Source organism: Roseibium sp. MB-4, from assembly GCF_053005265.1.
The window spans coordinates 425,776-452,077 of the sequence record NZ_JBRKQB010000003.1 but is presented as its reverse complement, the minus strand read 5'-3'; the positions used below and the strand labels follow the sequence as shown (position 1 = coordinate 452,077).

Annotated in this window: 22 protein-coding genes and 1 tRNA gene; 10 read left to right on the top strand and 13 right to left on the bottom strand. The window is 55.0% G+C overall.

Going from position 1 to position 26,302, the window contains the following annotated elements:
- Positions 1 to 3: 3 nt before the first annotated feature.
- A complete protein-coding gene (locus ACVDG4_RS18595; RefSeq protein ID WP_447236196.1) occupies positions 4 to 1,047 on the bottom strand; it encodes a M42 family metallopeptidase in 1,044 nt (347 codons plus the stop codon).
- Between the two features lie 286 nt (positions 1,048 to 1,333).
- Here ACVDG4_RS18595 and ACVDG4_RS18590 point away from each other — a divergent pair, with 286 nt between their 5' ends.
- Together ACVDG4_RS18590 and mepA are read left to right on the top strand one after the other, a co-directional pair.
- Positions 1,334 to 2,419, top strand: coding sequence for a patatin-like phospholipase family protein (locus ACVDG4_RS18590; RefSeq protein ID WP_447236195.1), 1,086 nt, complete (start codon positions 1,334 to 1,336; stop codon positions 2,417 to 2,419).
- Between the two features lie 149 nt (positions 2,420 to 2,568).
- Positions 2,569 to 3,573: a penicillin-insensitive murein endopeptidase gene (gene mepA, locus ACVDG4_RS18585; RefSeq protein WP_447236333.1), complete on the top strand. Its 1,005-nt coding sequence runs from the start codon at positions 2,569 to 2,571 to the stop codon at positions 3,571 to 3,573.
- 20 nt (positions 3,574 to 3,593) lie between these two features.
- Here mepA and ACVDG4_RS18580 read toward each other — a convergent pair whose 3' ends face one another.
- Positions 3,594 to 4,112, bottom strand: coding sequence for a GNAT family N-acetyltransferase (locus ACVDG4_RS18580; RefSeq protein WP_447236194.1), 519 nt, complete (start codon positions 4,110 to 4,112; stop codon positions 3,594 to 3,596).
- 241 nt (positions 4,113 to 4,353) lie between these two features.
- Here ACVDG4_RS18580 and lepA point away from each other — a divergent pair, with 241 nt between their 5' ends.
- Positions 4,354 to 6,159 (top strand): translation elongation factor 4, encoded by a 1,806-nt coding sequence (gene lepA / locus ACVDG4_RS18575; protein ID WP_422019543.1) that lies wholly within the window; start codon positions 4,354 to 4,356, stop codon positions 6,157 to 6,159.
- 145 nt (positions 6,160 to 6,304) lie between these two features.
- On the opposite strand, the gene ACVDG4_RS18570 is transcribed toward lepA, so the two are convergent.
- A complete protein-coding gene (locus ACVDG4_RS18570) occupies positions 6,305 to 6,475 on the bottom strand; it encodes a hypothetical protein (RefSeq protein ID WP_409685964.1) in 171 nt (56 codons plus the stop codon).
- Positions 6,476 to 6,576: 101 nt separating this feature from the next.
- Between ACVDG4_RS18570 and ACVDG4_RS18565 the strand changes: the two genes are divergently transcribed.
- From ACVDG4_RS18565 to pheT, 4 genes are all read left to right on the top strand, one after another.
- Positions 6,577 to 7,512 carry a LysR substrate-binding domain-containing protein gene (locus tag ACVDG4_RS18565; RefSeq protein WP_306148196.1) on the top strand — a complete coding sequence of 312 codons (936 nt, stop codon included), beginning with the start codon at positions 6,577 to 6,579 and terminating at the stop codon, positions 7,510 to 7,512.
- A 328-nt stretch (positions 7,513 to 7,840) separates the two neighbouring features.
- Complete coding sequence (pheS, locus tag ACVDG4_RS18560) at positions 7,841 to 8,923, top strand: phenylalanine--tRNA ligase subunit alpha (protein WP_306148195.1); 1,083 nt, start codon at positions 7,841 to 7,843, stop codon at positions 8,921 to 8,923.
- A 27-nt stretch (positions 8,924 to 8,950) separates the two neighbouring features.
- On the top strand, positions 8,951 to 9,616 hold the full coding sequence (locus ACVDG4_RS18555; protein WP_306148194.1) for a phenylalanyl-tRNA synthetase subunit alpha: 666 nt from the start codon (positions 8,951 to 8,953) through the stop codon (positions 9,614 to 9,616).
- Positions 9,617 to 9,672: 56 nt separating this feature from the next.
- Complete coding sequence (gene pheT / locus ACVDG4_RS18550; RefSeq protein ID WP_447236193.1) at positions 9,673 to 12,090, top strand: phenylalanine--tRNA ligase subunit beta; 2,418 nt, start codon at positions 9,673 to 9,675, stop codon at positions 12,088 to 12,090.
- 59 nt (positions 12,091 to 12,149) lie between these two features.
- Here the strand turns inward: pheT and ACVDG4_RS18545 are convergent, their stop codons facing one another.
- Entirely contained in the window at positions 12,150 to 12,488 is a 339-nt protein-coding gene (locus tag ACVDG4_RS18545; RefSeq protein WP_209172340.1) for a hypothetical protein, read from the bottom strand.
- Positions 12,489 to 12,683: 195 nt separating this feature from the next.
- Between ACVDG4_RS18545 and ACVDG4_RS18540 the strand changes: the two genes are divergently transcribed.
- Entirely contained in the window at positions 12,684 to 13,340 is a 657-nt protein-coding gene (locus ACVDG4_RS18540) for a nucleotidyltransferase family protein (protein WP_447236192.1), read from the top strand.
- Positions 13,341 to 13,348: 8 nt separating this feature from the next.
- Here ACVDG4_RS18540 and pabB read toward each other — a convergent pair whose 3' ends face one another.
- The 5 genes from pabB to ACVDG4_RS18515 all read right to left on the bottom strand — a co-directional run bounded on the left by pabB (position 13,349) and on the right by ACVDG4_RS18515 (position 18,724).
- Positions 13,349 to 15,208 (bottom strand): aminodeoxychorismate synthase component I, encoded by a 1,860-nt coding sequence (gene pabB, locus ACVDG4_RS18535; protein ID WP_447236191.1) that lies wholly within the window; start codon positions 15,206 to 15,208, stop codon positions 13,349 to 13,351.
- Between the two features lie 228 nt (positions 15,209 to 15,436).
- The gene (locus tag ACVDG4_RS18530; protein ID WP_306148190.1) at positions 15,437 to 16,927 is read right to left on the bottom strand and encodes a methyl-accepting chemotaxis protein; all 1,491 of its coding nucleotides are present in this window, start codon (positions 16,925 to 16,927) and stop codon (positions 15,437 to 15,439) included.
- Positions 16,927 to 17,247: a hypothetical protein gene (locus ACVDG4_RS18525; RefSeq protein ID WP_447236190.1), complete on the bottom strand. Its 321-nt coding sequence runs from the start codon at positions 17,245 to 17,247 to the stop codon at positions 16,927 to 16,929. The genes ACVDG4_RS18530 and ACVDG4_RS18525 overlap by 1 nt, the downstream gene beginning before the upstream one ends.
- Before the next feature lie 211 nt (positions 17,248 to 17,458).
- The gene (msrA, locus tag ACVDG4_RS18520) at positions 17,459 to 18,124 is read right to left on the bottom strand and encodes a peptide-methionine (S)-S-oxide reductase MsrA (RefSeq protein WP_447236189.1); all 666 of its coding nucleotides are present in this window, start codon (positions 18,122 to 18,124) and stop codon (positions 17,459 to 17,461) included.
- Between the two features lie 144 nt (positions 18,125 to 18,268).
- Positions 18,269 to 18,724, bottom strand: a complete 456-nt coding sequence (locus tag ACVDG4_RS18515; RefSeq protein ID WP_447236188.1) for a hypothetical protein — start codon at positions 18,722 to 18,724, stop codon at positions 18,269 to 18,271.
- Between the two features lie 358 nt (positions 18,725 to 19,082).
- Between ACVDG4_RS18515 and ACVDG4_RS18510 the strand changes: the two genes are divergently transcribed.
- Positions 19,083 to 19,172, top strand: a tRNA-Ser gene (locus ACVDG4_RS18510).
- Positions 19,173 to 19,340: 168 nt separating this feature from the next.
- Here the strand turns inward: ACVDG4_RS18510 and ACVDG4_RS18505 are convergent.
- Positions 19,341 to 21,752 (bottom strand): hypothetical protein, encoded by a 2,412-nt coding sequence (locus ACVDG4_RS18505; protein WP_447236187.1) that lies wholly within the window; start codon positions 21,750 to 21,752, stop codon positions 19,341 to 19,343.
- A gap of 519 nt (positions 21,753 to 22,271) precedes the next feature.
- Here ACVDG4_RS18505 and ACVDG4_RS18500 point away from each other — a divergent pair.
- Positions 22,272 to 23,561 (top strand): Hsp70 family protein, encoded by a 1,290-nt coding sequence (locus tag ACVDG4_RS18500; protein WP_447236186.1) that lies wholly within the window; start codon positions 22,272 to 22,274, stop codon positions 23,559 to 23,561.
- Positions 23,562 to 23,613: 52 nt separating this feature from the next.
- On the opposite strand, the gene ACVDG4_RS18495 is transcribed toward ACVDG4_RS18500, so the two are convergent.
- The 3 genes from ACVDG4_RS18495 to ACVDG4_RS18485 form a co-directional block, all read right to left on the bottom strand.
- A complete protein-coding gene (locus tag ACVDG4_RS18495; RefSeq protein ID WP_447236185.1) occupies positions 23,614 to 25,020 on the bottom strand; it encodes a PepSY-associated TM helix domain-containing protein in 1,407 nt (468 codons plus the stop codon).
- Positions 25,021 to 25,106: 86 nt separating this feature from the next.
- Positions 25,107 to 25,508, bottom strand: a complete 402-nt coding sequence (locus tag ACVDG4_RS18490) for a DUF2946 family protein (RefSeq protein WP_428528692.1) — start codon at positions 25,506 to 25,508, stop codon at positions 25,107 to 25,109.
- A gap of 102 nt (positions 25,509 to 25,610) precedes the next feature.
- Positions 25,611 to 26,129, bottom strand: a complete 519-nt coding sequence (locus ACVDG4_RS18485; protein ID WP_209179072.1) for a glycine cleavage system transcriptional repressor — start codon at positions 26,127 to 26,129, stop codon at positions 25,611 to 25,613.
- Positions 26,130 to 26,302: the final 173 nt, after the last annotated feature.

Here is a 26,302-nt window from a genome sequence, read left to right as displayed (position 1 = left end):
TCATCAAGCTTTTTTCAGATACGCGGCAAGAATGTCGAGGGCTGCCTGAAGGTCGGACTTGTGGATCATCTCGGTAACCGTGTGGATGTAGCGAGTGCCGACCACGATGCCGACAGCTTTTGCACCTGCCGCCGCCTGCTGAGCAGCCGCACCGTCCTGACCACCTGCTGCCAGCATTGTACGCTGATACGAAATCTCTTCCTTCTCAGCCAGCGCTTCAATCTCTTTCACCAGGTCCCGATCGGCAATGAAGCTGGAATCCTTGACATGGAGGCCGAACCCCTCGCCCTGCACCGTGGTGCGATCCTGTTCCGGAACTCCCGGCGTATCGCAGGCCAGTGTTACGTCGATGCCCAGTCCGATGTCCGGTTTGATAGCAAACGATGCGGTGCGTGCGCCCCGCAGACCCACCTCTTCCTGGCAGGTGAAGGCGACATGGATTTCACATTCGTGCTTGGACTTGCCCAGCGCCTCTATGGCCTCGATCCCGAGCCAGCAAGCAATCCGGTTGTCCAGTGCCTTTGACACGATCTTTTCGCCGATTTCGATCAAAGGCTCATCCATGGTGACCATATCACCGACCTTGATGAGATCCTTGGTGCTCTCTCCAAGACCCAAGTCCACGACAAAGTCCTTGGGCTCCGGAACCTTCTTGCGTTCCTCGGGAGAAGAAATGTGGATCGGCTTGCCGCCCGGGTTCATGACGCCCTTGTAGTCGCCATCGTCCGTCGAGACGAGCACGCGGCGGGAGAACAGGTTGCGCGCGTCAAAACCACCAACCGGCTGAACATGCACAAACCCCTTGTCGGTCACATGCGAAACCAAAAAACCGATCTCGTCCATGTGACACAGCAACATGACCTTCTTCGGATCCCCTTTCTTCGGCTTCTTGCGAGAGTTCCGGCGGCAGAGCAGCGAGCCCATGGGGTCCGTTGTCACCTCATCAAAGAGCCCTTCGATTTCGGATTTGATCAAGTCCCGAACCCGATGCTCATGACCCGGCACACCTGGTGTTTCACAAAGACGTCGAAGCAGATCGATATTCATGGAATGTCCTGTTTGGTATGAAAATCGCCGCGATCCTAATCTGAAATTTCGGTCTGGACAAAGGCTGAGTGGAAACAAGCCACCTGCCCTCGCGGCAAAAAAGCGCCACATGCCGCGCGGTGATTTACCAAAATCAAGTTATGTCGGCATTTTGCGGCTGAATCTCACCAACTGCCATTGCTGTGACGTAATTCCCGTCAAATAATTGATTTTGGTATAACAAGGCATTCAGACGACGTGACGGCAGATCGACTGGAAACCCATCAATTGAACAAGGGGATTTTTCATGACCCAGAAGAAGCGCTTCATACTCTCCATAGATGGTGGTGGTGTCCGGGGTCTGATCCCGTTGCGCATTCTGGAGTCTCTGGAGAGCCGCCTCGTGCACCGTGGCGTCACGCAACCGATGCACGAGCTCTTCGATCTCATGGCCGGCACCTCAACCGGCGGTTTGATTGCAGCCGGACTTTCCGCCCCGAGGCCTGGCGGCAACAAGGGGGAAGCCGCAGCAACGATCTCAGAACTTCGGACATTTTATGAGCGCGATGCGCGTGAGGTTTTTTCATATTCGCTAAGCGCACGCCTTGCCCGTGCATTCACCAATCCGCTTGGTCTGTTCGATGAAACATATGATGCCCGTCCTCTCGAAAAGATCCTGAAGGAGCAATTCGGGTGGACGTCCATGGCAAGCGGCCTGTGCAAGCTGGTTCTCACCGCCTACGACATTGAGCAACGCAAAGCCGTGTTCATGACCAATGGACTGGAGCAAAACAGCAGCCGGCCCGACGATTATTATTTCTGGCAGGCCGTACGGGCGACAACCGCAGCCCCATCCTATTTCGAACCGGCAAAAATCGAAAACCTGACCCGCAAGCGCGAAGAACCCATGGTGGACGGGGGCGTCTTCATGAACGACCCGACCATTGCGGCCTATCTGGAAGCGAGCAAACTGGGTTGGGATACTGAAGAACTGGTCATCATTTCACTCGGGACGGGACGGGCCCAGGAACGAACCTTCTCCTATCAGGAGGCCGTTGGTTGGGGAGCCCTTGGTTGGATGCAGCCATCAAAGGGTGTGCCTATCCTTTCCATCTTCTCAGATGGCCAAACCCAGACGGCATCTTACCAGGCGACCCACTTGTTCAATGAGCTGCCCAATGTCACCTATCACCGGATCGAAGGGGAGCTTGAGGCGAGCGCTGAAGACTTCGACAACGCGCGCCCAGGCAACATTTTGACCTTGAACGGTGCGGCCGATCGCATGATCCGAGACAACACCGTGCTTCTGGATAACCTTGCAGATCTGTTGAAGGATCACGTGGAAAAGCGCGAAAAAGATGCCAGCGATGCCGTTTTGGGGCATGCTGCATAAAAGGGCGCCCGAAACCTCAGGAGCCAGCATCTTTGTGCACTTGGTTTCGGCCACAGAGCATGAGGTCCGCCGTGACGCATCGCAACTTCGCAAGCCGGAAGAAAACCAAGCTTAAGGCAATCGTCTTTGCTTTTGGCGCACTGCCGTTTTTGCCTTTGATAGGTGTTGCGGCAGAACCCGTTCCGTCTGCAAAACCCGGCACGGTTAATCCACCGGCGGCTTCAGCGGTCCAGAAGGTCGCCGGAATTCCAATCCCGGCTGAAAAGCGGGCAGTACCGGAGGGGTATCAACCGTCCAAGCCCAAACTCGTATTGCGAGGCAGTCAGCCCGCCAAGGACTATTTTGGTTATGTGGACGGTCCAGCCCCGCTGAAAGCCCGCGCCATTGGCTCTTATGCAAAGGGATGTCTTGCCGGCGGGGCCATGCTGCCGACCGATGGACCGACCTGGCAAGCAATGCGCTTGTCGCGCAATCGCAACTGGGGCCATCCAGAGTTAATCGATTTTCTGAAAGACCTTGCCAAGGACGCACCGGGCCTAGGCTGGAACGGACTTCTCGTGGGTGACCTTGCACAGCCGCGCGGTGGGCCCATGGTGTCGGGACATGCCAGCCACCAGATTGGTCTGGATGCCGATATCTGGCTGACCGAAATGCCGCAACGGCGGCTGACACCCGAAGAGCGGGAACAGATTTCGGCAATCTCCATGCTGAAAGGCCGCCTTGATGTGAAAGGGGCGGACCGCAGTGTCGATCCGAAGAAATGGACCGATATACATGCACGGCTGATCCGGCGCGCTGCATCAGACCAACGTGTTGCCCGGATCTTCGTGAACCCGACCATCAAAAAGGCACTGTGCGAGTTTGAAACCAGCCGTGACCGGGCCTGGCTTCGCAAGGTGCGCCCATGGTGGGGACATCATTACCACTTCCATGTGCGGCTCTCCTGCCCGTCAGGAAGCGGCGGCTGCAAAAACCAAAACCCGCCGCCACCGGGCGATGGATGCGGTGAACACCTGACCTACTGGCTCTCCGATGAGCCTTGGGTTCCAAAGAACCCGCCCAAAGCCGGTGAAAAACCGAAAATCGTCAAGAAACGCCCAATGGCCCTGGCAGCGTTACCAACGGCCTGTCAAAGTGTTCTGACCGCGAACTGATAAGGGCAGAATGCTCCCTTTCAAACGTCAGGACTGTCCAAGCCGGGCGTGACGATTTTCGTCAAGAAAACCAGATCGAGCCAGCGACCAAACTTTGTTCCAGCCTCCGGCAACCTACCGGCGACTTCAAATCCAAGCGTCTTGTGAAGAGCAATTGATGCGGCGTTGTCTCCATCGACCACCCCAACAAGCACATGCACCTTTTGTGTCTGCGCCTTTTCGATGAGCTTTTGCAAAAGCTTTGCCCCGATCCCCTGCCCTTGGAACTTAGGATCAACATAGACTGTGTGTTCGAGGGTCTTGCGATACCCCTCCCGCGGGCGAAACGCTCCATAGCTGGCAAAGCCAATCACTTTGTCTTCCGGGCTGGTCGCGACGATGACCGGCCAGCCTGCGTTCTGACGCGTTTCGAACCAGGTAATGCGCTCATCCAGCGTTTCTTCTTGTGACGTCCAAGCCGCCGTTGTTTCCCGGACGGCCTGATTATAAAGCGCAAGAATCGCCGGTATATCGCCCGGCTCGGCATCTCTGAGCGGCATAAAACGATCATCTTTTTTGTAAAGGCGCGCGGCAGAATACCGACGGCCACATGTTTCGTGCCTGATCGTAATGGTCGAGCCGAAATTACGCAATAATGTCAGACATCCGCGGCCAATACGCGCACCTTGAACGAAGTGCCGAGCCTGAAAACAGAATGCAGCATAATTATTCCTTCGCTTTTCCGCAGCAACGCGCCGCAATCCTCTGGTAGAAACGGGATTGCGGTGGTAAATGGGCGCCATGACGACGAAGACGCTTTCCAACATCCGCAATTTCTCAATCGTTGCCCACATCGATCACGGCAAATCGACCCTTGCTGACCGGCTGATCCAGATGACAGGCACCGTGACCGATCGGGAAATGACCGAGCAGCTCCTCGATTCGATGGACATCGAGCGTGAGCGCGGCATCACAATCAAGGCGCAGACCGTGCGGCTGATCTACGATGCCAAAGACGGTCAGCAGTATATCCTGAACCTGATTGACACTCCGGGTCATGTGGACTTTGCCTACGAAGTATCTCGCTCGCTGGCGGCCTGTGAAGGCTCCCTGCTTGTGGTCGATGCTTCCCAGGGCGTGGAAGCGCAGACCCTTGCAAACGTTTATCAGGCAATTGACAACGACCACGAAATCGTTCCGGTCCTGAACAAGGTCGACCTGCCAGCGGCAGAGCCGGAACGGATCCAGGAGCAAATCGAGGATGTGATCGGTATCGACGCGTCTGAAGCATGCATGATTTCGGCCAAGACCGGGCTCGGTGTCGAAACGGTGCTAGAAGCGATCGTCGAAAAACTGCCTGCCCCGAAAGGTGACCCGGACGACACGCTGAAGGCGATGCTGGTTGACAGCTGGTATGACACCTATCTCGGCGTGATGGTTCTGGTGCGCGTGATCAATGGCTCGCTCAAAAGGGGCCAGAAGATAAAGATGATGGGCACTGGTGCTGCCTATGACGTCGACCGGGTCGGTGTCATGACACCGAAATTCATGCAAGTTGACGAACTGAAAGCGGGGGAGATCGGTGTTATCACCGGGTCCATCAAGGAAGTGGCCGACACACGCGTCGGCGACACCATCACCCTCGAGAAGAAACCTTGCACCGAGGCACTTCCCGGCTTCAAACCAGCCCAGCCGGTGGTTTTCTGCGGCCTCTTCCCTGTGGATGCCAACGACTTTGAAGACCTGCGGGCGGCGATGGGCAAGCTTCGTCTCAATGACGCCAGCTTCTCCTATGAAATGGAAACATCGGCAGCGCTCGGCTTCGGCTTCCGGTGCGGTTTCCTCGGCCTCTTGCACCTTGAGATCATTCAGGAACGTCTGTCCCGTGAGTTTAATCTCGATCTGATCGCGACAGCGCCATCAGTGGTCTACGAAATGACCATGACGGATGGCACCGACATTGATCTGCACAACCCGGCCGACATGCCCGAAGTAGTAAAGATCTCTGAAATCCGCGAACCGTGGATCCGCGCGTCCATCATGACGCCGGACGAATATCTCGGCGGAATTTTGAAACTGTGCCAGGAACGGCGCGGCATCCAGGTGGATCTTTCCTATGTGGGCAGCCGTGCACTGGTTGCTTACGATCTGCCGCTCAACGAAGTGGTCTTTGACTTTTATGACCGGCTGAAGTCGATCTCGAAGGGCTACGCGTCCTTCGACTACCAGATCTCCGACTATCGCGCGGGCGATCTCGTCAAGATGTCGATCCTCGTCAATGAAGAACCCGTCGATGCCTTGTCCGTTCTGGTTCACCGCTCGCAAGCTGAGCGCCGCGGCCGGGCGATGGTGGAGAAGCTAAAAGAGCTGATCCCACGGCACATGTTCAAGATCCCAATCCAGGCGGCCATCGGCGGCAAGGTGATTGCCCGTGAAACCCTGTCTGCGCTGCGCAAGGACGTGACCGCCAAATGTTACGGTGGCGATGCGACGCGTAAGCGGAAGCTTCTGGAAAAGCAGAAGGCGGGTAAGAAAAAGATGCGCCAGTTCGGCAAGGTGGAAATCCCGCAAGAAGCGTTCATTCAAGCTCTTAAGATGGATGAGTGAGCGGATCCAATTCCAATTCTATAGAATAAAACAGAAACGGCGCCGGGTATCTACCGCGGCGCCGTTTTCTATTTTTTCTGGGTGTTACCGACCGGCCATGGCCGATCAGAAGTCTTGAGGCCGGTTCGAAAACCGGCCGGTTGGCTTAGCGCCGGTTAAACGGCAGATCTGCCAGTTCACGCGGACTCATGCGCTGGATTGCCGGGTGCGCCAGCGGGTCGCGGCGGTCAAGGCTGTTTCCAGATTGAGCAGTCAAATGACGACGTTTAAACAAATTCAACATGATCATTATTTTCCTTCTTGTTGTTTTTCTCATGGCCAAATTCCTTAATTTTTGAATTTAGCATGGCTATATATAGGCGCATATTTTCCATATAAAAATCGACTTATTCTGATTTTCAGTTTAGATTTTCTAATATGAAAACACTCAATCAGGTGCATTTGTCAGGCCTGCGCGCTGTGGAAGCAGTCGGGCGCCTGGGCTCTGTTAAAGCGGCAGCAAACCTGCTGGGCGTGACCGTCGGAGCGGTCAGCCAGCAGATCCAGAAAACAGAAGCCCAGCTGGGCGTTCAGCTGTTTGAACGGAAGAACAGACTGCTCGTCCCGACCCCGCATCTTCAGGCAATGCAACCCCATCTGACGTCCGGCATGTCCTCCCTCTCAACGGCCGTTGCGATTACCCAGCGCGGCCGCGAGGATTCATTGACGATATCTGTCGCGCCGGTTTTCGCCGGTAAGTGGCTCGTCTGGCATCTGAAACATTTCAACAAAATGCACCCGGGCATTCGGGTCCGCGTGGAAGCAACCGTCGATCTCGTGGACCCGAACACAAGTGATGTCGATCTTTGCATCCGCGTGGGCAACGGCCCCTACCCGGACGTGAATGCGGAAAAACTACTCAATCAACGGGTCTTCCCGGTCTGCAGCCCTGCGCTGGCGGAACAGATCAAGCGCCCTGAAGACATTGGCAAGCTGCCCATTATTCGCGACCCCGGCCAGATGTTTACCTGGAAGACCTGGTTGGACCTCTTTGACCTTGACGAAAGCATACTGCAGGATGGCCCCAGTTTTTCCGACGGCTCTTTATGCATGGACGCTGCAATCGCGGGCCAAGGGGTTTTCCTCGCATGGGAAACACTGGCCGTTTACGCCGTCAGTTCCGGGCAGGTGATCGCACCATTTCCTGAACGGCCAGCCACGGGTCTCGGCTATTGGCTGATCAGCGGCAAGAATGTGCCTCGGACACGAGCAAAGGATGCATTCGGCTCCTGGCTCACGAGCGAACTGCAGCGATCGATTGGCCGTCCCAAGGGAAGCGATGTGGCCCCGGCGCAACGCCAGGTCCCCGACTGATCCCCCGCTGATGTTTCTTCTTGTTTTGATCAAGCATCTGCTTATGCTGACTGCATGATTTATCTGGTCCACACAGACGCATCTGCTTGCCATATATGCGCTCCGGTTGCTGACGCATCGGGGAGGCGGCAGTTTGCCGAGTGCCAGGGTCCCGCTTGCGGGCGATTTATGCGCTGACGCGCCAGATTTCTCCAGCGCGAACGTCATCCTTGGGGCTCCCGCAATAATGCGTTTGAAGCCGTGGCATTGTGCGCCATTATTCGCTAAAAGACCCCGACTTTCTGTTTCGAAGACACCGCGCACCGCGCGCGAACCGACCTGAGCACGCATGTCCAATCTCGATACTCTTGAATCCGAACTCCTCACAGCCATTGAAAACGCCGGCTCCGAATCCGCACTGGAAGAAGTGCGGGTCGCCGCGCTTGGCAAGAAAGGCAGCATCTCCGAGCAAATGAAGACGCTCGGTAAGATGACGCCGGAAGAACGCCAGGTGATGGGACCGGCGCTGAATGGCCTCAAGGCGAAAATCACTGATGCCGTCGCGGCCCGCAAAGACGTCCTTGCGGAAGCCGCGCTGGAAGCCCGGCTGGCAAGCGAGACAGTCGATGTCACATTGCCGATGCGGCCGTCCCCGACCGACACCGGACGCATTCACCCGGTCAGCCAGGTCATCGACGAACTGACCGCAATTTTCGCCGATATGGGCTTTTCGATTGCGGAAGGTCCGGACATTGAGACGGATGAACTCAACTTCACCGCTCTCAATTTTCCGGAAGGCCACCCTGCAAGGGAAATGCACGACACCTTCTTCTTCAATGAAAAGGAAGACGGTGAGCGTTTGCTTTTGAGAACCCATACGTCGCCTGTTCAGATCCGCACCATGCGTACCGAGGAACCGCCGATCCGTGTGATCATTCCCGGCCGGACCTACCGCTGTGACAGCGACCAGACCCATACGCCGATGTTCCACCAGGTCGAAGGCCTCGTCATCGACAAGGAAAGCCACCTCGGTCACCTGAAGTGGATTCTGGAAGAATTCTGCAAGGCGTTCTTTGAAGTCGACGACATCAAAATGCGCTTGCGTCCGAGTTTCTTCCCGTTCACCGAACCGTCCATGGAAATCGACATCCAGTGCGACCGGTCCGGCGGGGAAGTCAAAATCGGCCAGGGCGATGATTGGCTGGAAATTCTCGGCTGTGGCATGGTGCATCCGAACGTGATCCGCAACTGCGGACTGGACCCAGACGTTTACCAGGGTTTTGCCTGGGGCATGGGCATCGACCGGATCGCCATGCTGAAATACGGTATGCCCGATCTGCGCGCGTTCTTTGATGCAGATGTCCGCTGGATCCAGCACTATGGTTTCCGGCCGCTCGACTTGCCGACCCTGTTCGGCGGGCTGTCCAGCTAACTTGGGATCTTTAAAGGGGCATTCTTCATGTCAGTCCTGACCCGCCTTTGTGTCGCAACTGTTTTGATTGTCGCAAGCCTTCTGCCGGCGGCCGCACAGACAGCAAGCCAGACGTCTGATCGTGACGCGCGCGTTGCTGCACCCACGTCGTTCCTGGAGGCCTGTGCCGAGAAGATCGAAGAACGTGGCCGACTTCGTTTCTGTGACACCTATTTTCGCGACAAGCTCGGAACTGAAGCTGACGCGCTACTGTACCTCAGAGACCGGATCACACGTCTGCGGGCTTCTCACGAAACCAGTTCTGCCGATAAGTACGAGAGCTTTCTGCAAGCGATCTATATCGTGGCGTTCCTGACGATCGCCTCGATCGTGCTGATTGCGAGTGAACGCCGTATTGGCGGCACTGCAAAGTGGGCAAGCCTGTCCAGCACAGCCGCTTTGCTTGTGATGGTGATCATCGTTGCCATGGGCTGGCTCGGTAAGTATCGGGCCGAATACGCTGCTCAAGTCGAGCTTGGCATCTTGCGTGACCGGATCGAAACGGAAGCAGCACAGTCGATCGCAACTGGTCAGCAAATCACACCGGCAATGGTAACCGACTGGACACGCGACCTGTCCGCAATCGGGCGCCGGTTTGCGGAGAACTACGGCGAAGCAACGGTTATCCCGGAAGTGGACCGCTTTAGCCAGTAAGCGCTTCTAGAACAAAATACGCGGCCTGCGCCGCATGATTGATAAAGAGACTTGTTATGAAATTCACTCTGTCCTGGCTCAAGGACTATCTGGACACGGATGCCAGCCTTGAGGACATCTTGGACCGCTTGAACATGATCGGCCTGGAGGTGGAAGAGGTTACGAACCGCGCCGACCGCCTCAAGCCTTTCAAGATCGCGAAAGTCCTGGAAGCCGAACAACATCCGAACGCAGACCGTCTGCGCGTCTTAAAGGTCGATACCGGGGACGGCGACCCGGTTCAGGTTGTCTGCGGTGCGCCCAACGCCCGTGCAGGCCTCGTCGGTGTTCTTGGAAAACCTGGCGACTATGTACCCGGCCTGGATGTTACGCTATCCGTCGGCAAGATCCGCGATGTGGAAAGCTTCGGGATGATGTGCTCGGAGCGCGAGTTGGAGCTGTCCGACGAACATGACGGCATCATCGATTTGCCAGACGATGCCCCTGTTGGTGTGAACTATGCCGAATGGGCAGGCCTGGACGAACCTGTGATCGAGATCGGCCTGACGCCGAACCGTCCGGATTGTACCGGCGTTTATGGCATAGCGCGCGATCTGGCGGCAACTGGGCTCGGAAAACTGAAAGAACGGTCTCACGAGCAGATCCGCGGCGCTTACCCCTGCCCTGTCGACGTGACATTCGACTTCGGCGACACCAAGCCAATGTGCAAGGCTTTCGGTCTGCGGATGGTCAAGGGCGTCAAAAACGGCCCGTCACCACAGTGGCTTCAGGACCGCCTGGTGGCGATCGGCTTGCGGCCGATCAACATCCTGGTCGACATCACCAACTACATCACCTTCGACCAGGGTCGCCCGCTTCACGTTTTCGATGCAGACAAAGTGCACGGCAATCTGGTTGTGCGCCGGGGCAAAACTGGCGAAAAGATCGACGGCCTCAATGCAAAATCCTATGAAGTCGACGACACAGTCTGCGTAATCGCGGATGACAATGGCGTGGAAAGCCTTGGGGGCATCCTTGGCGGCGAGCCCTCCGGCTGTACTGAGGAAACTGTCAACGTACTGATCGAATCTGCGCTTTGGGACGAGGATGATATTGCGGCTACCGGCCGGAAACTGGGCGTCAATACGGATGCCCGCTACCGCTTTGAGCGCGGTGTCGATCCGGACTACATGATGCCTGGTCTCGAGTACGCGACCCGCATGGTGCTGGACCTGTGCGGTGGTGAGCCGTCCGAAGCCATTCGCACCGGTGACATTCCTGACAGCACAAACATCATCGATTTCCCGTATTCCGAGATCAAACGGCTGTCGGGCATCGACCTCACACCGGCTGAGGCAAACGTCACCTTGAAGGCGCTCGGTTTCTGGATTTCCGGTTCCGGAGACACTGTCAAAGTGGCCGCACCCAGCTGGCGCCCGGATATTGAAGGCAAGGCCGATCTGGTTGAAGAAGTGACCCGGATCGTCGGATTGGATCGTGTCCCGTCAACGCCTTTGCCACGCTTGGGCACTGTCGCCAAAACCGTGCTGACACCAAGCCAGATCCGCCGCAACAAGGCGCGCCGTGCACTGGCCGCACGCGGGTTCAATGAATCCGTTACATGGTCCTTCATTCCAAATGACCATGCCGTTCTGTTCGGTGGCGGCAATGACACGCTCGCTTTGGCCAATCCGATCTCACCGGAGATGTCAGACATGCGTCCGAGCCTGCTGCCTGGCCTTTTCATGGCAGCGCAGCGCAATGCCGATCGCGGCTATGGTGATGTCGCTCTCTTCGAAATCGGCCAGGTCTTCGAATCCGATGCCCCAGAGGGACAGAAGATCGTGGCGGCTGGCGTGCGCCGTGGAACCGCAAAGATGTCTGGAAGCGGACGCCATTGGTCTGGCACATCAGCCGCAGTTGATGTCTTTGATGCCAAAGCGGACGCGGAAGCGGCGCTTGCAGCAATTGGCGCGCCAGTCGACAAGCTCCAGGTATTCACCGATGCTCCGGATACATTTCACCCTGGTCGCTCCGGGTGTTTGAAGCTTGGTCCAAAGAACACGCTTGCCGTGTTCGGTGAAGTCCATCCGCGCATTTTGCAGAAGATGGACATCGAAGGGCCGCTAGTTGCTTTCGAAATCCATCTTGATGCTTTGCCGCAGCCAAAAGCCAAGGCAGGCCGCTCCAAGGGGTCCCTGAATGCTTCCGATTTGATGCCGGTTCGCCGCGATTTTGCGTTCCTCGTAGATAGCGCGGTCACCGCCGACAAGATCCTCAAGGCTGCCCGCGGGGCCGACAAGAGCCTCATCGAAGACATTACACTCTTCGATATCTACGAAGGGGCCGGTGTTCCAGAAGGGCAAAAGTCTGTTGCGATCGACGTTGTTCTCCAACCCCGCAAAAAGACGCTGACGGATGAAGAAATCGACGCGGTTGCCAAGAAGGTGATCGCCAACGTCGAGAAAGCCACCGGCGGCACGCTGCGCGGCTAACACTTATTGCGCTGCCGCACGTTTGTGGTAGCGGCAGCGCTAATCATTTGGTTCCGGCCTTACGGGACCGAAAAAGGTGTAATGCTTTCGCAGCGTTTCACCGCGCACTTCTTCTTGTCCTTCGTAGGAATGAAGTCGGTTTTCGCATACTCGTTGACCTGACAAGACCCACGATCATTGACGTAACGGTCAAATGTGTTCGGACCGGTGTTCATCAGCACAGCGCCGCGCTGAGCAATCAAAGATTGCGCTTGCGCGCAAGTCAATGATGTAGAATTCGCGCGCCGGCTCTGTGCATCTGCCGGAAGGGTCAGGATTGCTGTTGCGACCAACGCTGTTACTGCGGGAACGGCCCGGGACCAAAACCGCTTAGATGTACTTCTGAATTGCCGTGCCATAGGCGCCTCCTCAAAACCAAGATGAAACAACATTGGCGCCGTGGCCAATCAGATCAAGTTGAAACACCGCGTCAATTTTAACCGCTCTGCCGCTGCGTGAAAGCAGGTTTGGTAGCTGGCGCGCACAAGCTTGCGTGAAGACAGGCAGGCGAGAATCGCGTAACGGTAGGTGCCTTTCTCGCGTAAGGACATCGCATGCTCGCTTCCGAAACGTGCACAAGAGACTTTTGTCTTCTTGCGGATATTGCCGAAACAACGGAGCTCGAGCGCGTCGAAGCGTTGGCCGATATTCTTCAGGAAATACCGCGTATTATGGATATTCTCCGATGCATCAGGGACCTCCAGATTCGCGATGGCTGGCTTGTATCGGGCGGCCTTTACCAGACCATCTGGAACGTCATCACAGACCGTCCTTTAGATCACGGGATAAAGGACTACGACGTCATTTATTTTGATGGACGCGACCTTTCTTACGAAGGTGAGGATGCGGTGATCCAACAGGTGCAGTCCGCACTTCCGGACTTTGGAGAGCTCGTGGAAGTCCGCAATCAGGCCCGTGTCCATCTCTGGTATGAACAGAGATTCGGAAGGCCCTACAGGCCGCTCGATTGTGCGATGGATTCGCTCACGACTTACGCCGCGCGGACCCATGCTGTTGCTGCGCAACTCGGTAAGGACGACCAGATTTGCATTCACGCGCCATTTGGACTTGCAAACATTTTCGCGATGCGGCTGGTCCCAAACTATAGCCAACCCAATCCGGAAACCTACGCGGAAAAGGCGGCACGAATGAAGGCGCTATGGCCCGAACTGGAAATTGTCCCGTGGGATGTATCAGCAGCATCAGGCTGACAGTAGAATTATCCCAAGCGCCGTGTCTCTTGCACCGGAATGCCCTCAAGTGCCGACGATGACGGTTCAGCTTTCTCGGCTGCAATCATGCGAGCCCTGACCAAACCGCGGACAGAGTTTCCGACAAACACCGCCTCGGCTCTTCCCAAATCTTCCGGCGTCAGATCCGCCTCAACCGCATAACCGGCCTCTAGCAACCCCGCACGAAACGTTCCTGGTAATACGCCGTGTTCCAGCGCCGGTGTCAGCAGCTCGCCGTCAACCTTAAGGAACAGTGTTGTATAGGACCCTTCCGTGAGATAGCCGCTTTCATTCAAGAAAATAACTTCCTGGCACCCTGTTTCGGCTTGATACCGGGTGCGGGTCTCGTCGTAAAAGGACCGGTTGGTTGTCTTGTGATAGAGGAACCGATCACTGGACCGCGTGGTTTCTGTTGCAAGCACCAAATTAAAAACAGATCCGCGGTCCGCCGGCGGCAACTCCGTTGTAGAGATGGAAATGTCGCCTGAACGGCTCAACAACAGCCGGACACGCTGCGGGCCGCGATAGATTTCGCCGGCGGTCTCCAGACGATCGAGAACGGTTTGCAGGTCAAACTGAAACCCAAAGTATTCTGAGGACTTTTGCAGCCGCTGCATATGACGCTCAAGCAGCAGGTACCCAACGTCTGGATCATACGCCATGGTCTCGATGAGATCGAACTCGGGCAGATCTTCCGTCATGAATTTCAATTTCAAAGCACATTCGTCGTATTCGTGCTGGGCCTTGGAGTCAAACACAACGCCGGATCCGGTGCCAACTTCTCCCGTTCCATCTTGCCGCAGAACCAGTGTGCGGATCGCCACGTTCAAGCAGAAATCACCAGTTGGTGCGAGAAATCCGATCGAGCCGGTGTAAACCCCGCGCGGTGCCGTTTCCAGGTTATGAGCGATCTGCATGGCGCTTAGTTTTGGCGCGCCTGTGATCGAACCACACGGAAACAGATGCCGGACGATGTCCCCAAATCCGGTTGTTGTTGGAACCTGAGCCTCGATGGTCGACGTCATCTGCTGAACGCTCTGATACCGCTCAACATCGCATAGTTTCGTGACCTTGACGGATCCTGTTTCTGCAATTCTGGAAAGATCATTGCGCATCAGATCAACGATCATGATGTTCTCTGACCGCTGCTTGGGATCCTGGGCAAGGTCTCGTGCAATGCGGGCATCTTCAGATGCGAACCTGCCGCGTGGCTCCGTGCCTTTCATGGGCCGTGTCCGCAGCGTCGTTCCGGTGCGCTCCAAGAAGAGCTCCGGTGACAACGACAATACGGTCCGGTCTTCCAACTTCAAATAAGCTGCAAACTCCACCGGCTGGCGTTTCAGAAGGTCCTGGAACAACAGCGCCGGGGCGCCTTGATGGCCGAATTTGGCCCGGAGCGTCAGATTGACCTGATAGATATCGCCTTTTGAAAGGTGATCCTGGACCTGTGCAAACGCACGTTCGTAGTCTTCGATCGCCATATCGAAAGATGGCTTGTTGAAGCCTCGCGGAGCGTCCGCGGTGTCCGCGTTCAGGACGTCAAAAGCCTCATCGAGAGTGAGATCCTGGCGCTCTTCATACAAGCCAAACCATAGAAGCGGTTCGCCGGTTTCTTCAAAGCGCGTTTTGAGTTTTTCCTCAAAGGCAAACCCGAGTTCATACGCCAGATAACCAGCACAATGGCACCCGTCCTGTTGCGCACGCTCCATCTGCCTTAGGCAGTCGTCGACCTCTTCCAAACGCGCGCAGGTCACCACGTCGACCGGCGCTTCGAACAGGGTCGCCGTCCGGCGCTTCAAAACGTCGAGCAGCAAGACTGATCCGGTTTTCATAGTGTGCGTTGACATCTGCTGACGCCGAGGTTCGAGAGGATGGTTTATGCCGTCAATTAGACCGAACTGAGCGAAGGCTAACGGTCCATAAGAGGCGGCAGATTGCACTCATGCGTCATGTGGTCAAGTCTTTCGTCCCGGAAATACGAAAATGACCGGCAAAACTCTTTGCCGGCCATCTAATTGTTTCACTCGCAACTGGATATAAGCCGCTGCAGTCAGACCAAAATTGTCCGTTGCGGTTTAGGCCGCGGCAACGTCCTTCAAGAAGGTATCAATCGCGCGCTTCACATCATCAGCTTCTTCGTTGAGCATCTGGGTTGCATCGACCATCAAGCGCGCCGAGGCGCCTGTGCGTTCTGCCGATTCCCGAACATCGCCAATGTTGGTCGCCACTCGGCCGGTGCCGTCTGCAGCTTCCGCAACATTGCGCGAAATCTCTTGTGTAGCACCACCTTGCTGCTCAACCGCGGCCGCGATGGCCGCCGTATAGCTGTTAACCTCATCCATTGTGGACGCGATGGCCCCGATGGATTCAACGGCACCTTTGGTTTCCTCCTGGATGGCGGAAATCTGTGCGCCGATTTCTTCCGTTGCTTTGGACGTCTGAGTTGCCAGTTCTTTGACTTCAGCCGCAACAACAGCAAAGCCCTTGCCCGCCTCGCCGGCACGTGCGGCCTCGATCGTGGCATTGAGCGCCAGCAAGTTTGTTTGCTCAGCGATTGCCTGAATGAGGGTCACAACCTCGCCAATCCGGTTCGCAGCTTCTGCAAGCCCGGCAACTTTCTGGTTGCTGGTCTGTGCGTTTTCAGTCGCCTTCATTACGATGCCGGTCGTCTGTTCAACCTGACGCGAAATCTCGCTGATAGAACTGCTCAGCTCTTCGGCCGCTGACGCAACTGTCTGGACATTGGACGAAGCCGTTTCGGAGGCATCAGAGACAGAAGTGGCTCGAACCGTCGTGTCTTCGGCAATTTGGCCCAGTTCCTGTGCTGAGCCGCGCATCTCTTCGACTTTCGCCGTTACGCCGTTCAGCTTTGTAGCAATCTCCGACTGGAACTGCCCGATGCGTTCTGTAATGGCCATTTGCTTGGCACGCTCGACTTCTGCGCGTTCCTCGTCCTGCGTTTGCAGAGACTGTGTTTCAGCTTGCGCGGCCTCGGCTTCTTCGCGAGCTTCATCCGATGCTGCGAATGCCTTTGCGATGAAATCTGTGATCCACCAAAGCGCAGCTACCTCGGCAACAACGATGATCGCATGGAAGACCACCCGGCCAAAGTCTGCCCCCGCCGGAAACACCGCCCAAGGCATTGCAAAGTTCAAACCCAGGTGATGCACAGCGACCACGCCCGCGTATGCCACTAGAGCGCGCCAGTCGACCCACCCCGTCAACACCGCCAGAACGGCAAAGAAATACATGTGCCCGTCAAGTTGGTAAGAGGCTTCGACGTTCGGTGTGTGAAGTGCTGCAACGAACAAGGCCGCCAATCCAGCGAGTGACATAGCAGTTGCCAAACGCGTTTCCACGCCAATGCCAAACCGGACCCAGGTGGCTGTTGCTGCAACGCCCAGCAATAGTGCGCCGCCGCACATGGTCACGAAAGAGACATTCCCCACGACCCACGCAGTCCCGATGACCAGAAAGACGTTAAACCATGTGAAAAAAATCACTATCCGGGAGAACTTTTCCCGCAAGACGTCCAGGCCAGATGCGGCCGATACCATGTTGTTCATTACTGGGTCTCCATGGGTGTGCCAGTTATTCGTGCACAGGCATAGGCAACGGCAGAGGACGCAACAAATCCGGCGCCCGACTGATAGAGGCGCTGAACAAAATCACTGTCTGCACTTTGGCTCAAAGCAAACCAGGTTGCAGTTGGCGCCGCCATGATCCGTCCTTCCGCTTTCGCGACAACCTCAAGGGCGGACGCCCCCCATGGCTTCGCAAATACGATCACCGGACCGTTCCCTGATGGCACCAATGTCCCGAGAAGCACGATCAAACAGCTTCCCAGGAAATAAAGGGCCACGAAGCGCTTTGTGGAATTGCTCAACTTTTTGCCAAATCACCAACACGTTTTGGCGTAATTATCCCTGCGGCAATTTAATAAACTCTGAAATTTCGGAACTTTATGTTTGGACACACATGCCGGATTTTCGCCGCTTCCAAGCGCTTTGTCACAATTGAAAACGGCCTGACGAATTCGTCAGGCCGTCTGAAAAAACGCATTTTAGAACCGGGATACGGTTCGTCCAAGACCGCTCCTATTCAGCCGAGGAGAGCCCAACTGGACACGCGACACCGGTTCCACCGATCCCACAATATCCGCCCGGATTTTTCGCAAGATACTGTTGATGGTAATCTTCGGCGAAATAGAACTCGTCGAGCTTCTTGGTTTCAGTGGTGATCGCATTCTTGATACCGCTGTCATGAAGCGCTTTCTGATACGCGACCATGGATGCATTGGCTTCACTCAACGCCGCGTCTGTCGGAACGTAAATCGCCGAGCGGTACTGGGTGCCGGTATCATTGCCCTGCCTCATGCCTTGTGTCGGGTCGTGATTTTCCCAGAAAACCTTCAAGAGATCTCCAAGCGTGACCTGAGCGGGATCATAAACGACCAGGACTGCCTCCGTGTGACCTGTCCGGCCGGTGCAGGTTTCATGGTAGGTTGGGTTTGGTGTGATCCCGCCTGCATAGCCGACAGCTGTCACATGGACGCCGGGCAACGTCCAAAACAGGCGTTCAGCGCCCCAGAAACATCCCATCCCGAAAAGAACGGTTTCCGACCCTTCCGGGTACGGCCCCGTCATCGAGTTTCCATTCACAAAATGCGCCACACCCGGCACAATGGCTTCTGCGCGGCCTGGAAGTGCCTCTGCAGAGGTCGGAAGTGAAAACTTTTTGCTCAACATTGTCATGAAAGACATGATCGCGCTCCAGGTTTTGATGACAGGCGTACGCACCTGCGATCCAGAGCAGGCGAATACCGATTGACGGATTATGTGGATCTATTTTGCAGCTTGTCTACGGTCAGACGCCAATGCTCACTGAAGCTCACTACGCTATACACGCTAAGCATAGCGAAAACGGCGCTTTTGCCTTCTGGCGCCGATGAGCAAGAATAGCACCCCGATCCCAGCAAAGACGGCACATGCCGGCCACGTCAAAACCGTTTGAAGCATCGGATCCCAAACAGTTGGATGGACATACCGCTGAATCACAGCTTGAGATAAATTAAGCGTTTCAGGTGACATCTCGAACCAAAGCTGCCCGAGTGACTTGAACATAATCTGCGATTCTGCAATCGAACGGCTTGCATCTGCAATGCCAACAACAATCGCAATTGCTAGCAATCCGAAACCGAACATGCGTAATAAAAACTTCACAATACTTATCATTGCCGTACCGTCATATTTTATATTTTGCTGTGTTATTTCAAAGTTCCAGTTTTGACCTTGCTCGCTGCACATATGCAATTTGACTAAAGGCGAACAGGCCTCAAGTAATATCGTTAATTTCTTGATCAAGTATTGTCAGCTAACACTTTTGTGTTTCCGGCTTTAGCACTGCAATCATGCTCTGCCCTAACGTTATGATGGGCACGGCTATTGGACCACCGAGATTCCATCGACCAAATGAGTTCGATCATAATAGCCAACTCACATCCATAGGAGCGCCTGCTTTCAGCGAAAATCTCCGACTTCATTGCTTCAAAAATCAGATAATCAAACCCGCATTTTTCGGCATAAATTCAAACATTTCGCCGTTTTCCATTCAGCTATCCCCAAGCTCAAACCGATTGGATAAAAAAAACTTCATGAGATGCTTGCCTTCATCCGCCGCATCAGTATATTGCGCCCACTCAAGCGGGACACTGCTTGCAACGGACAGGTGGCCGAGTGGCTGAAGGCGCACGCCTGGAACGCGTGTATACGGGCAACCGTATCGAGGGTTCGAATCCCTCTCTGTCCGCCATTACCTCTGAAAACTGAATTTAGAAAACACCGCTGATTCTTACAGGCGGCGGCATTTGGCATGACTTATGAACCGCCCAAAGACAGGTCCGGTGCCAAGAATTCGTTCAAGACTTCCCCAAAAATTGCCCGCCAGGTTATGGAGACCCGACGGGCAACGATCTTACGCTTAGTCGAACATCAACGAGTTCACCGCAAAGTTGGCATAATCTGCTGCCGTCATACCGACACTTGCAATCGTATTGACGGTGTCTGTGGCGTCCAGGAGGTTGTTGCCACCCAGGTCGTCGACATATCCGATAATCGCGGCACCAGAATCCGAATCAAAATACGTGACAAGAACTGCGGTGTCAGCGACCAAGGCTCCACCATCATTGACATCAACAGTTCCAGCACCGATTGCGTCCGCGAAGCTTATGCCACTGGTATCAGTGAAGTTGACAATATGGTGCTCTGCGGCATCATCGACATCAGCGCCCGCAGCAACATCCAGAACGAACACGGAGCCACGATCGATCAATGCAGATATGTCGGTATTGGCCCCATCGCCGTGAATGGTCGAGAAGCTGAGCTCTGTCGTATCACCAAAGTCCACATCGTCTCTAGAGAATGAGATTGCGTCGCCGGAACTTGGATCAACTCCAACCGTGAACCCGTTGATCGTGTCTGCTCCGAAGACAAGCGTGCCGTTTTCGACTTCGACGATCTGCACCACATCATCACCGCTGCCCAGCGTGGCGGTATCCGCGCCCGCACCGAGGATGATGAAGTCCCCGAAGTTCGAGCCAAGCACTTCAAGAGCTCCATCAAGCTCATCGCACCCGCAGAAGAACAATCCACCGGTAAGACCAGTGGCATCAAATAACGTTGTTGCGCCAGATGCAGTGGTATTGTCGGAAATGATCAGTCCCTGATCACCACCCGTCAATTGGATGGTTTCAAAGTTTCGAACGGCATCCAGATCAAACGGATCTTCAAGCTCATCCGCCATTATCAGTGTGTCAGTACCGTCGCCGCCATCGATCAAGCCGCCATCGTCAGCGACATAGAAGGCATTCTCCGCGCTCAGGATCAGCGAGTCGTTGCCGGAAGACAACAACACCCCGCCCGCGCCTCCAAAGCCCAAACCGGAGAGGTCAACATCGTACCTTGAAAAGTCAATGTCCCCTTCTGCCGTCAGCACAAGAGTTTTCGCTGCACCAGTGTCTTCGAAGTTGGTCTCAAAGATGTTGTTCCATTGGTCTGCGGTACCGTATATCCAACTGTCCTGGGGTCCACTTCCCTCAAACACGCCGAGAAACCTGATACCATCAAAGAGATCGACCGACGTCGTGTGCGAATCGTCTTCATAAATGTCCAGGTATTCAATTCCGCTTGCATCAGTGAAGACATAATGCGTGTCCTCAGTGATATCCGCGTCAATGATCAACGCATCCTCGCTGCCATCGCCACCGATTATCGTGGCAGTTTCCGCAGCTTCGGCACTCACGACAATCAAGTCGTCTCCGCCACCAGCATCAACGTAGGCATCTCCGGTCTGGAGGTAGATGATGAAATCATCACTTGCCCCAAGCGTTACAGACAGGTTGGAATGGTCTGACAGAAGAATCTCGGAATAAAAACTCCCACTTGTGTTCTCAACAACCAAAGTCTGGCCATCGGCTTTCGTAAGAGCTTCCAAAGCACCGGATTCGCCCTGAACTTTTATGTTTTCACCGTTGTGTTTATCCTCGATGTCGACCTCACCGATCACATCCTCAAAGATAATGTTTTCAACGGAGGTCAAGCTCATATCAAGTTGGTCGGACACATCAGTTGCGTCGTCCGTCCGGACATCGTCGATTATGAAGGTGTTGAAGCCGGTAATGATAAGTGTATCCTCACCATCTCCGGCGTCGATAACACTCAGATCCGCGTTGTCGAATGTGCTGTAAATCGTGTCGCTCAAATCCGTTGCGGAGTTTGTTGCATTCACCGGCACGCCGCCGACCAACACTTCAGATGCTCCGGCTTCGAGAATGATCGTATTGCCGGTCGGGCTGCTTCCGCCGCCGCCACTGCCGGTACTGCCACCAGTATCGCCATCATCGGGATCGCCATCGCTCCCCAAAGGCGTGTCCAGTACTATGGACGACAGATCCGTCCCGCTTAAGGTTTGTGCGCCATCCCGGTTCTCGAACTGACCGTAAAGCACCCAATGCTGATAGGCCGTGAACGATCCGGCATCGACAGCCGCCTGGACGTCTGGATTGGCGGCAAGATACGTCGCAGAATCGAAGGTATCGTCGCCACCACCAATCTCAGGTTGGCCCAAGAGTGTATCAATTGTTTGGTTCGGGATGCGTCCCTCAGCCGCGCCGTAAGCCCAAAAATGGTCCAGCGGATTGACACCAGCGGCCGCCACATCCGGATTCTCTGAGAGATAGAACGATGTATCGAAATTCTCGTTTGGGTCACGCCCTTCTGACCAACCGAACAGATTGAAGTGTTCTTCTGCGGACTGGAACAGGCCCGCATCAATTGCGGCAGCTACATCCGGATTGTTCGCAAGGTAATACGCTTCGTTGAACGCGATAGACATTTTATTCCTTTGTTATTCGACACGATTACCCCCTGCCGGGTTTCGCTTAGTCCCAATGAGAGCCGCATCGTCCCTATGCGGTTAGGGCTTTTATAACCTTAACAAGACCTTAAGTGGCTAAAAATTTAAATTAATGCGATGTATTTTGAACAACTTCGTAAACACGCCTCAACAACAACTATTTTTTGAGCCGTTAACTATAAATTTTGGCGCGTTTTCTTCTTACCGTTTTGAGCCTAAAATACCTTTTATTTCGAAAATTCGAATTTATTTATCTTTGTAACGCTGCAATTTTGCTTTGAAGTTCCAGTCGTATCGGAATCCATTAAGGTGGATCACCAAAGACGAGCCTGGCGGCTATCACTGCGAGCCGATCATTCGAGGTGTTAACGCCTCGCTTGCCTTTCGCATCAAACAAGCGTACTCCGCACGGCCCACATTACTGACACGAAGACTGCGCAACTGATCGCCATTATCGCGATGGGTCTATTATATGCATTTCAGAAGGACACCGTTTTCATGCAAACCATTGGACTTGATTTCGGCACATCGAACAGCGTGGCGATGACAGCTTCCATGTCTGGGGCTGCAGAAGCGGTCACATTTCTCGGCGACCGGGATGAAGTAACCTCGTTGCCATCCGTCCTGAGCTTTCTCGACAAGGGAGCCGCAAAGGCGCCCCACCCTGAAGTCGGCCCCTGGGCAATCCGTCAGTTCCTCGAAAGTTTCGGTGATGTTCGTTTCATTCAGTCACTGAAAACCTTTGCGGCGAGCACGGCCTTTAAAGGAACGGGCATTTTTGGCGTCCCGTTTGACTTTGAGAGCCTGATGGCGACGTTCTTGACGGCCGCTTTTGAGCGCGCCCATCCTCAGATCAATCCGTCTCAAACCCGATTGGTGGTAGGCCGACCCGTTGAGTTTGCCGGCCACAATCCGGATGAACAGCTCGCGATGAAGCGGTATCGATCAGCTTTCCGCAAACTCGGCTACGACGACATCCTTTTTGTCATGGAACCTGTTGGCGCCGCATTTTCCTACGCTCAATCCCTCAAGCAGGATATGACAATCCTGGTGGCGGACCTTGGCGGCGGCACCACAGACTATTCGCTCATGCGGTTTGAGACCTCAGCTGGTCATATGCACGCGCACCCGCTGGGGCGCGGCGGCATAGGCATCGCGGGAGACACCTTTGACTACCGGATCATTGATAACGTCGTACTGCCGAAGCTCGGCAAAGGGTCTCAATACAAAAGTATGGGCAAGACACTGGACATTCCGCCCAACCTTTTCTCAAATTTTGCCCGCTGGCACATGCTGTCCATCTTCAAGACATCCGATGATTTCAAGGAGATGAAAAAGCTGCTCCGCTGGTGCCTCGACCCAGACCAGATCGAGTTGTTCATTGAGCTCGTCGAGGAAGATCAAGGCTATCCGCTCTACAAATCGGTTTCGGAGACAAAGGCACTTCTTTCAGCAAACGAAGAGGCCGAACTTACCTTCAAACCACTCGGCCCTGATTTCAAAGCAAGCGTTGCGCGGAAGGACTTTGAGAGCTGGATCGCTCCGGATCTCTTGAAGATGAATCGCGCACTCGACAGCACACTGGAACGCGCCAAGTTGAGCGAAGACGACATTGACCGGGTGTTCATGACCGGCGGCACGTCGTTCGTGCCTGCGGTGCGGAAGATGTTCGCAGACCGTTTTGGTGCCGAGCGGATTTCAGGCGGCAATGAACTGACATCAGTGGCCAACGGCCTTGCTCTCATCGGCGCCCGACAGGATGCGGCAGATTGGTCGGTGGCAGCATAAAACGGTCTGATTAAGACAGACCGGGCTCTCAGAAGAAAGCCCGGTCCATCGGTTAGCCAAAGGCCTTTCTGAGAACCGGTATGCGTTTGACCAGCACGTAGTCGAGCGCCAGCACGGTCAAAAGAGTCACTCCGGCAAGCGGAAACGCCAGCGACAGGAACAGCATCAAGATCATGGCACCGCGCCAATGCGGCATGTTTTCCGGTGTCTTCGGCGCAATGATCCGAAGCGCTGCCCCTTTCGGGCGGCGCATCCACCACATGACAACACCGCTCACACTCAGGAAGATTACGGACAGGCACGCGAGTGTGTTGAGCACAAGGTTCCAGAGCCCAACCAGCCCCATATGCAGTGGGATGCCGACAGCCATAGCCTTTGCGGCAAGCGAATAGTCGGCAAAACCAACAGACGCCAGAATCTTGCCGGTATACTGGTCAATGTGGACAGTGCGATCTGAGAAGGGATCTTCAGCATCAGAACTCATTGTGTCCTGATTGATAGTCCACACACCTGTGTCTCCTTGGGGATAGGAAATACGGTATCGGGCATTGAAGCCGATTGCCGCCGCCAAATCCGCGATGCTGTCGATCGTCACAGGAACGCCCTCGGGCGTTCCAGAAGCCCCGGATCCTGAGCCGGAAGCCGGCATTGGTGTCTGCTCCAGAGCCCAGGGCACTTCACCAACGGGACCGTGGTTCATTGCAGCGTGTGTGCTGTCGGACAAGGGAACATTGTTCCATTTTTCCGCAGGAAACGCGTTCCAAGCCTGAACGATCTTGCTTCCCCAAATACCGGTCCAGGCCATGCCGGTGATCAAGAACGCCAGCAAAATAACTGAAACATAGATCCCGACACTGGAATGAAGCCCCTTCCAAAAGTCGCGTCTCCTGGCATTCAGGTTTGGAATGACGGACTGGACAAAGGACCGGTCACGCGGCCACCAAAGGTAAAGACCCGTGACCACCAACACGATCGACAAACCGGCTGCGATCTCCAGAAGGCGGTCCCCTGGTGTTCCAAGCAGGAGATCGCTGTGGATGCCGTCGGCAAAATCATACCAGCCTTTTCGCCGTTCCCAGCTTTCAACCACGTCTCCAGTATACGGATCGACAGCCACCATTGACTGAACACCGTCTACTTTGACGCGGAAAACAGACACGTTGTTGTCAGCGCGCCCCTTGAGCCATTCCACAACAATCCCGTTTGGCTGTTGCTTCAGGGCTTGGCTCGCTTGTTCGTACACACTCAGCGGCTGACCATCTTGAGGGACAGACACGGTAATTTTTTCGCCGTCACGGCCATCTATGTAACTGATGAACATCATCATCATGCCTGTGACCGCGAGGACCATAAGGAAGGGCACAACAAACAATCCGGCATAAAAGTGCCAGCGCCATGCAGCGCGATAGAACGCGTTCGGTGCAGACGCACCTCGAACGTCTTGTGAGATATCACTCATGGGATCTCCATACCGGATGCCCCACCATTCAAAGACAGTTGGAGGCGGTCCGGTTCATATCAATTTCAAAATGGATTTCGGAAAGATCAGATCCCAAGAGGCGGAGCGCGTGCCCCGTTCTGGCTGCGGTTCAGCGAGCTTGTCCGTGGCGCTTCGGCAAAGAACGGGATTGCCAGCGAAGCGAAGACCGGTAAGGCGCTGTCCGATGCCAAGACCGGCACGACCACCGCTCCAACACCGGAAAATACACAGTGGTTTGATGCTTTGCCTTCATCATCACCCATCGGTCCAGACGGCAGTTCTTTACCGTCGGCATCTAGGGTGATGGTTCTCATGCCGTCCGGTGTACACAGGACGACCGTAAAGCCCTGATCCTTTTGCAGCGATGGCATGAAGCCTTGCGGCAAAAGGGCAGACAGCAGGAATGGCAGCAGCAGCACAAACACTGCTGCATTCAATTTCCGGATGTTTTGCCGGAGTTCGCCCAAGATCCTGATGCCCCTAACTTCAGAACGGCTGAGTGCTTAAGGTAGATCCCGAGAAAAGACAATTCTAAAAATCAGATGTGCCGGAACAGCCAGCCTGTCGCCTTACTCGGCAAGGCTGATGTCGGCCATCAGATCCGCCGCTGTGGCTTGCAGTGCGTCGCTCAATTGAGCAGGTGTCAGTCCGGTTGGGAGCCTCAAATCCGCCGAGGCCTTGAACAGAAAACCGCCCTGCATCGATCCCGCTTCAACAGACGTTTCCAGGTGCTCGATGCTGACCTTGTGCTCGCTCAGAATGTGGGTGATGTCGCGCAATATACCCGGGTGATCCTGCGACACCAGATCGAGGTGGGCGGACGCTCCAAGCGCTTCGTTGTCGCTGCCCTGGCCGGACCGCAGCGTGATATCGATCCCATCTGATCCAAGCGCCTCCAGCGCCGCAGTCAACTGGCTGGCATTTTCGGCAGGAACAGAGATGCGCACGATGCCGGCAAACTCGCCACCAAGTCGGGCCATGGAACTCTCGATCCAATTCCCGCCTGCGCCTGCGATGACGTCAGCGATCTTCTCGACAAGCCCAGAACGGTCTTCGGCAATGACTGTGAACACGAGATGGTCTTGCATGATACGGCACCCGTTTGATCGAGGTTGTTACAGTTCTTGTTGACATTTCAAGATTGAGAAAACAAGTGACTGTGCAAAATAGCTAAGGACACCGTCTGTCTCTATAGCATCTCGGATGCTACCCGGGATCCGCGGTTTCAACAGTGGTCATTTAGAATTTACCAGGGCGCCCC

Coding starts and splice junctions, on each gene's coding strand:
- ACVDG4_RS18555 (WP_306148194.1), top strand. CDS start 8,951: ATGTCAGTCCTGACCCGCCTTTGTGTCGCAACTGTTTTGATTGTCGCA.
- ACVDG4_RS18565 (WP_306148196.1), top strand. CDS start 6,577: ATGAAAACACTCAATCAGGTGCATTTGTCAGGCCTGCGCGCTGTGGAA.
- ACVDG4_RS18505 (WP_447236187.1), bottom strand. CDS start 21,752: ATGTCTATCGCGTTCAACGAAGCGTATTACCTTGCGAACAATCCGGAT.
- ACVDG4_RS18530 (WP_306148190.1), bottom strand. CDS start 16,927: ATGAACAACATGGTATCGGCCGCATCTGGCCTGGACGTCTTGCGGGAA.
- pheS (WP_306148195.1), top strand. CDS start 7,841: ATGTCCAATCTCGATACTCTTGAATCCGAACTCCTCACAGCCATTGAA.
- ACVDG4_RS18500 (WP_447236186.1), top strand. CDS start 22,272: ATGCAAACCATTGGACTTGATTTCGGCACATCGAACAGCGTGGCGATG.
- pabB (WP_447236191.1), bottom strand. CDS start 15,208: ATGTCAACGCACACTATGAAAACCGGATCAGTCTTGCTGCTCGACGTT.
- ACVDG4_RS18545 (WP_209172340.1), bottom strand. CDS start 12,488: ATGGCACGGCAATTCAGAAGTACATCTAAGCGGTTTTGGTCCCGGGCC.
- ACVDG4_RS18570 (WP_409685964.1), bottom strand. CDS start 6,475: ATGAGAAAAACAACAAGAAGGAAAATAATGATCATGTTGAATTTGTTT.
- lepA (WP_422019543.1), top strand. CDS start 4,354: ATGACGACGAAGACGCTTTCCAACATCCGCAATTTCTCAATCGTTGCC.
- pheT (WP_447236193.1), top strand. CDS start 9,673: ATGAAATTCACTCTGTCCTGGCTCAAGGACTATCTGGACACGGATGCC.
- ACVDG4_RS18495 (WP_447236185.1), bottom strand. CDS start 25,020: ATGAGTGATATCTCACAAGACGTTCGAGGTGCGTCTGCACCGAACGCG.
- ACVDG4_RS18590 (WP_447236195.1), top strand. CDS start 1,334: ATGACCCAGAAGAAGCGCTTCATACTCTCCATAGATGGTGGTGGTGTC.
- ACVDG4_RS18595 (WP_447236196.1), bottom strand. CDS start 1,047: ATGAATATCGATCTGCTTCGACGTCTTTGTGAAACACCAGGTGTGCCG.
- ACVDG4_RS18540 (WP_447236192.1), top strand. CDS start 12,684: ATGCTCGCTTCCGAAACGTGCACAAGAGACTTTTGTCTTCTTGCGGAT.
- ACVDG4_RS18485 (WP_209179072.1), bottom strand. CDS start 26,129: ATGCAAGACCATCTCGTGTTCACAGTCATTGCCGAAGACCGTTCTGGG.
- msrA (WP_447236189.1), bottom strand. CDS start 18,124: ATGTCTTTCATGACAATGTTGAGCAAAAAGTTTTCACTTCCGACCTCT.
- ACVDG4_RS18580 (WP_447236194.1), bottom strand. CDS start 4,112: ATGCCGCTCAGAGATGCCGAGCCGGGCGATATACCGGCGATTCTTGCG.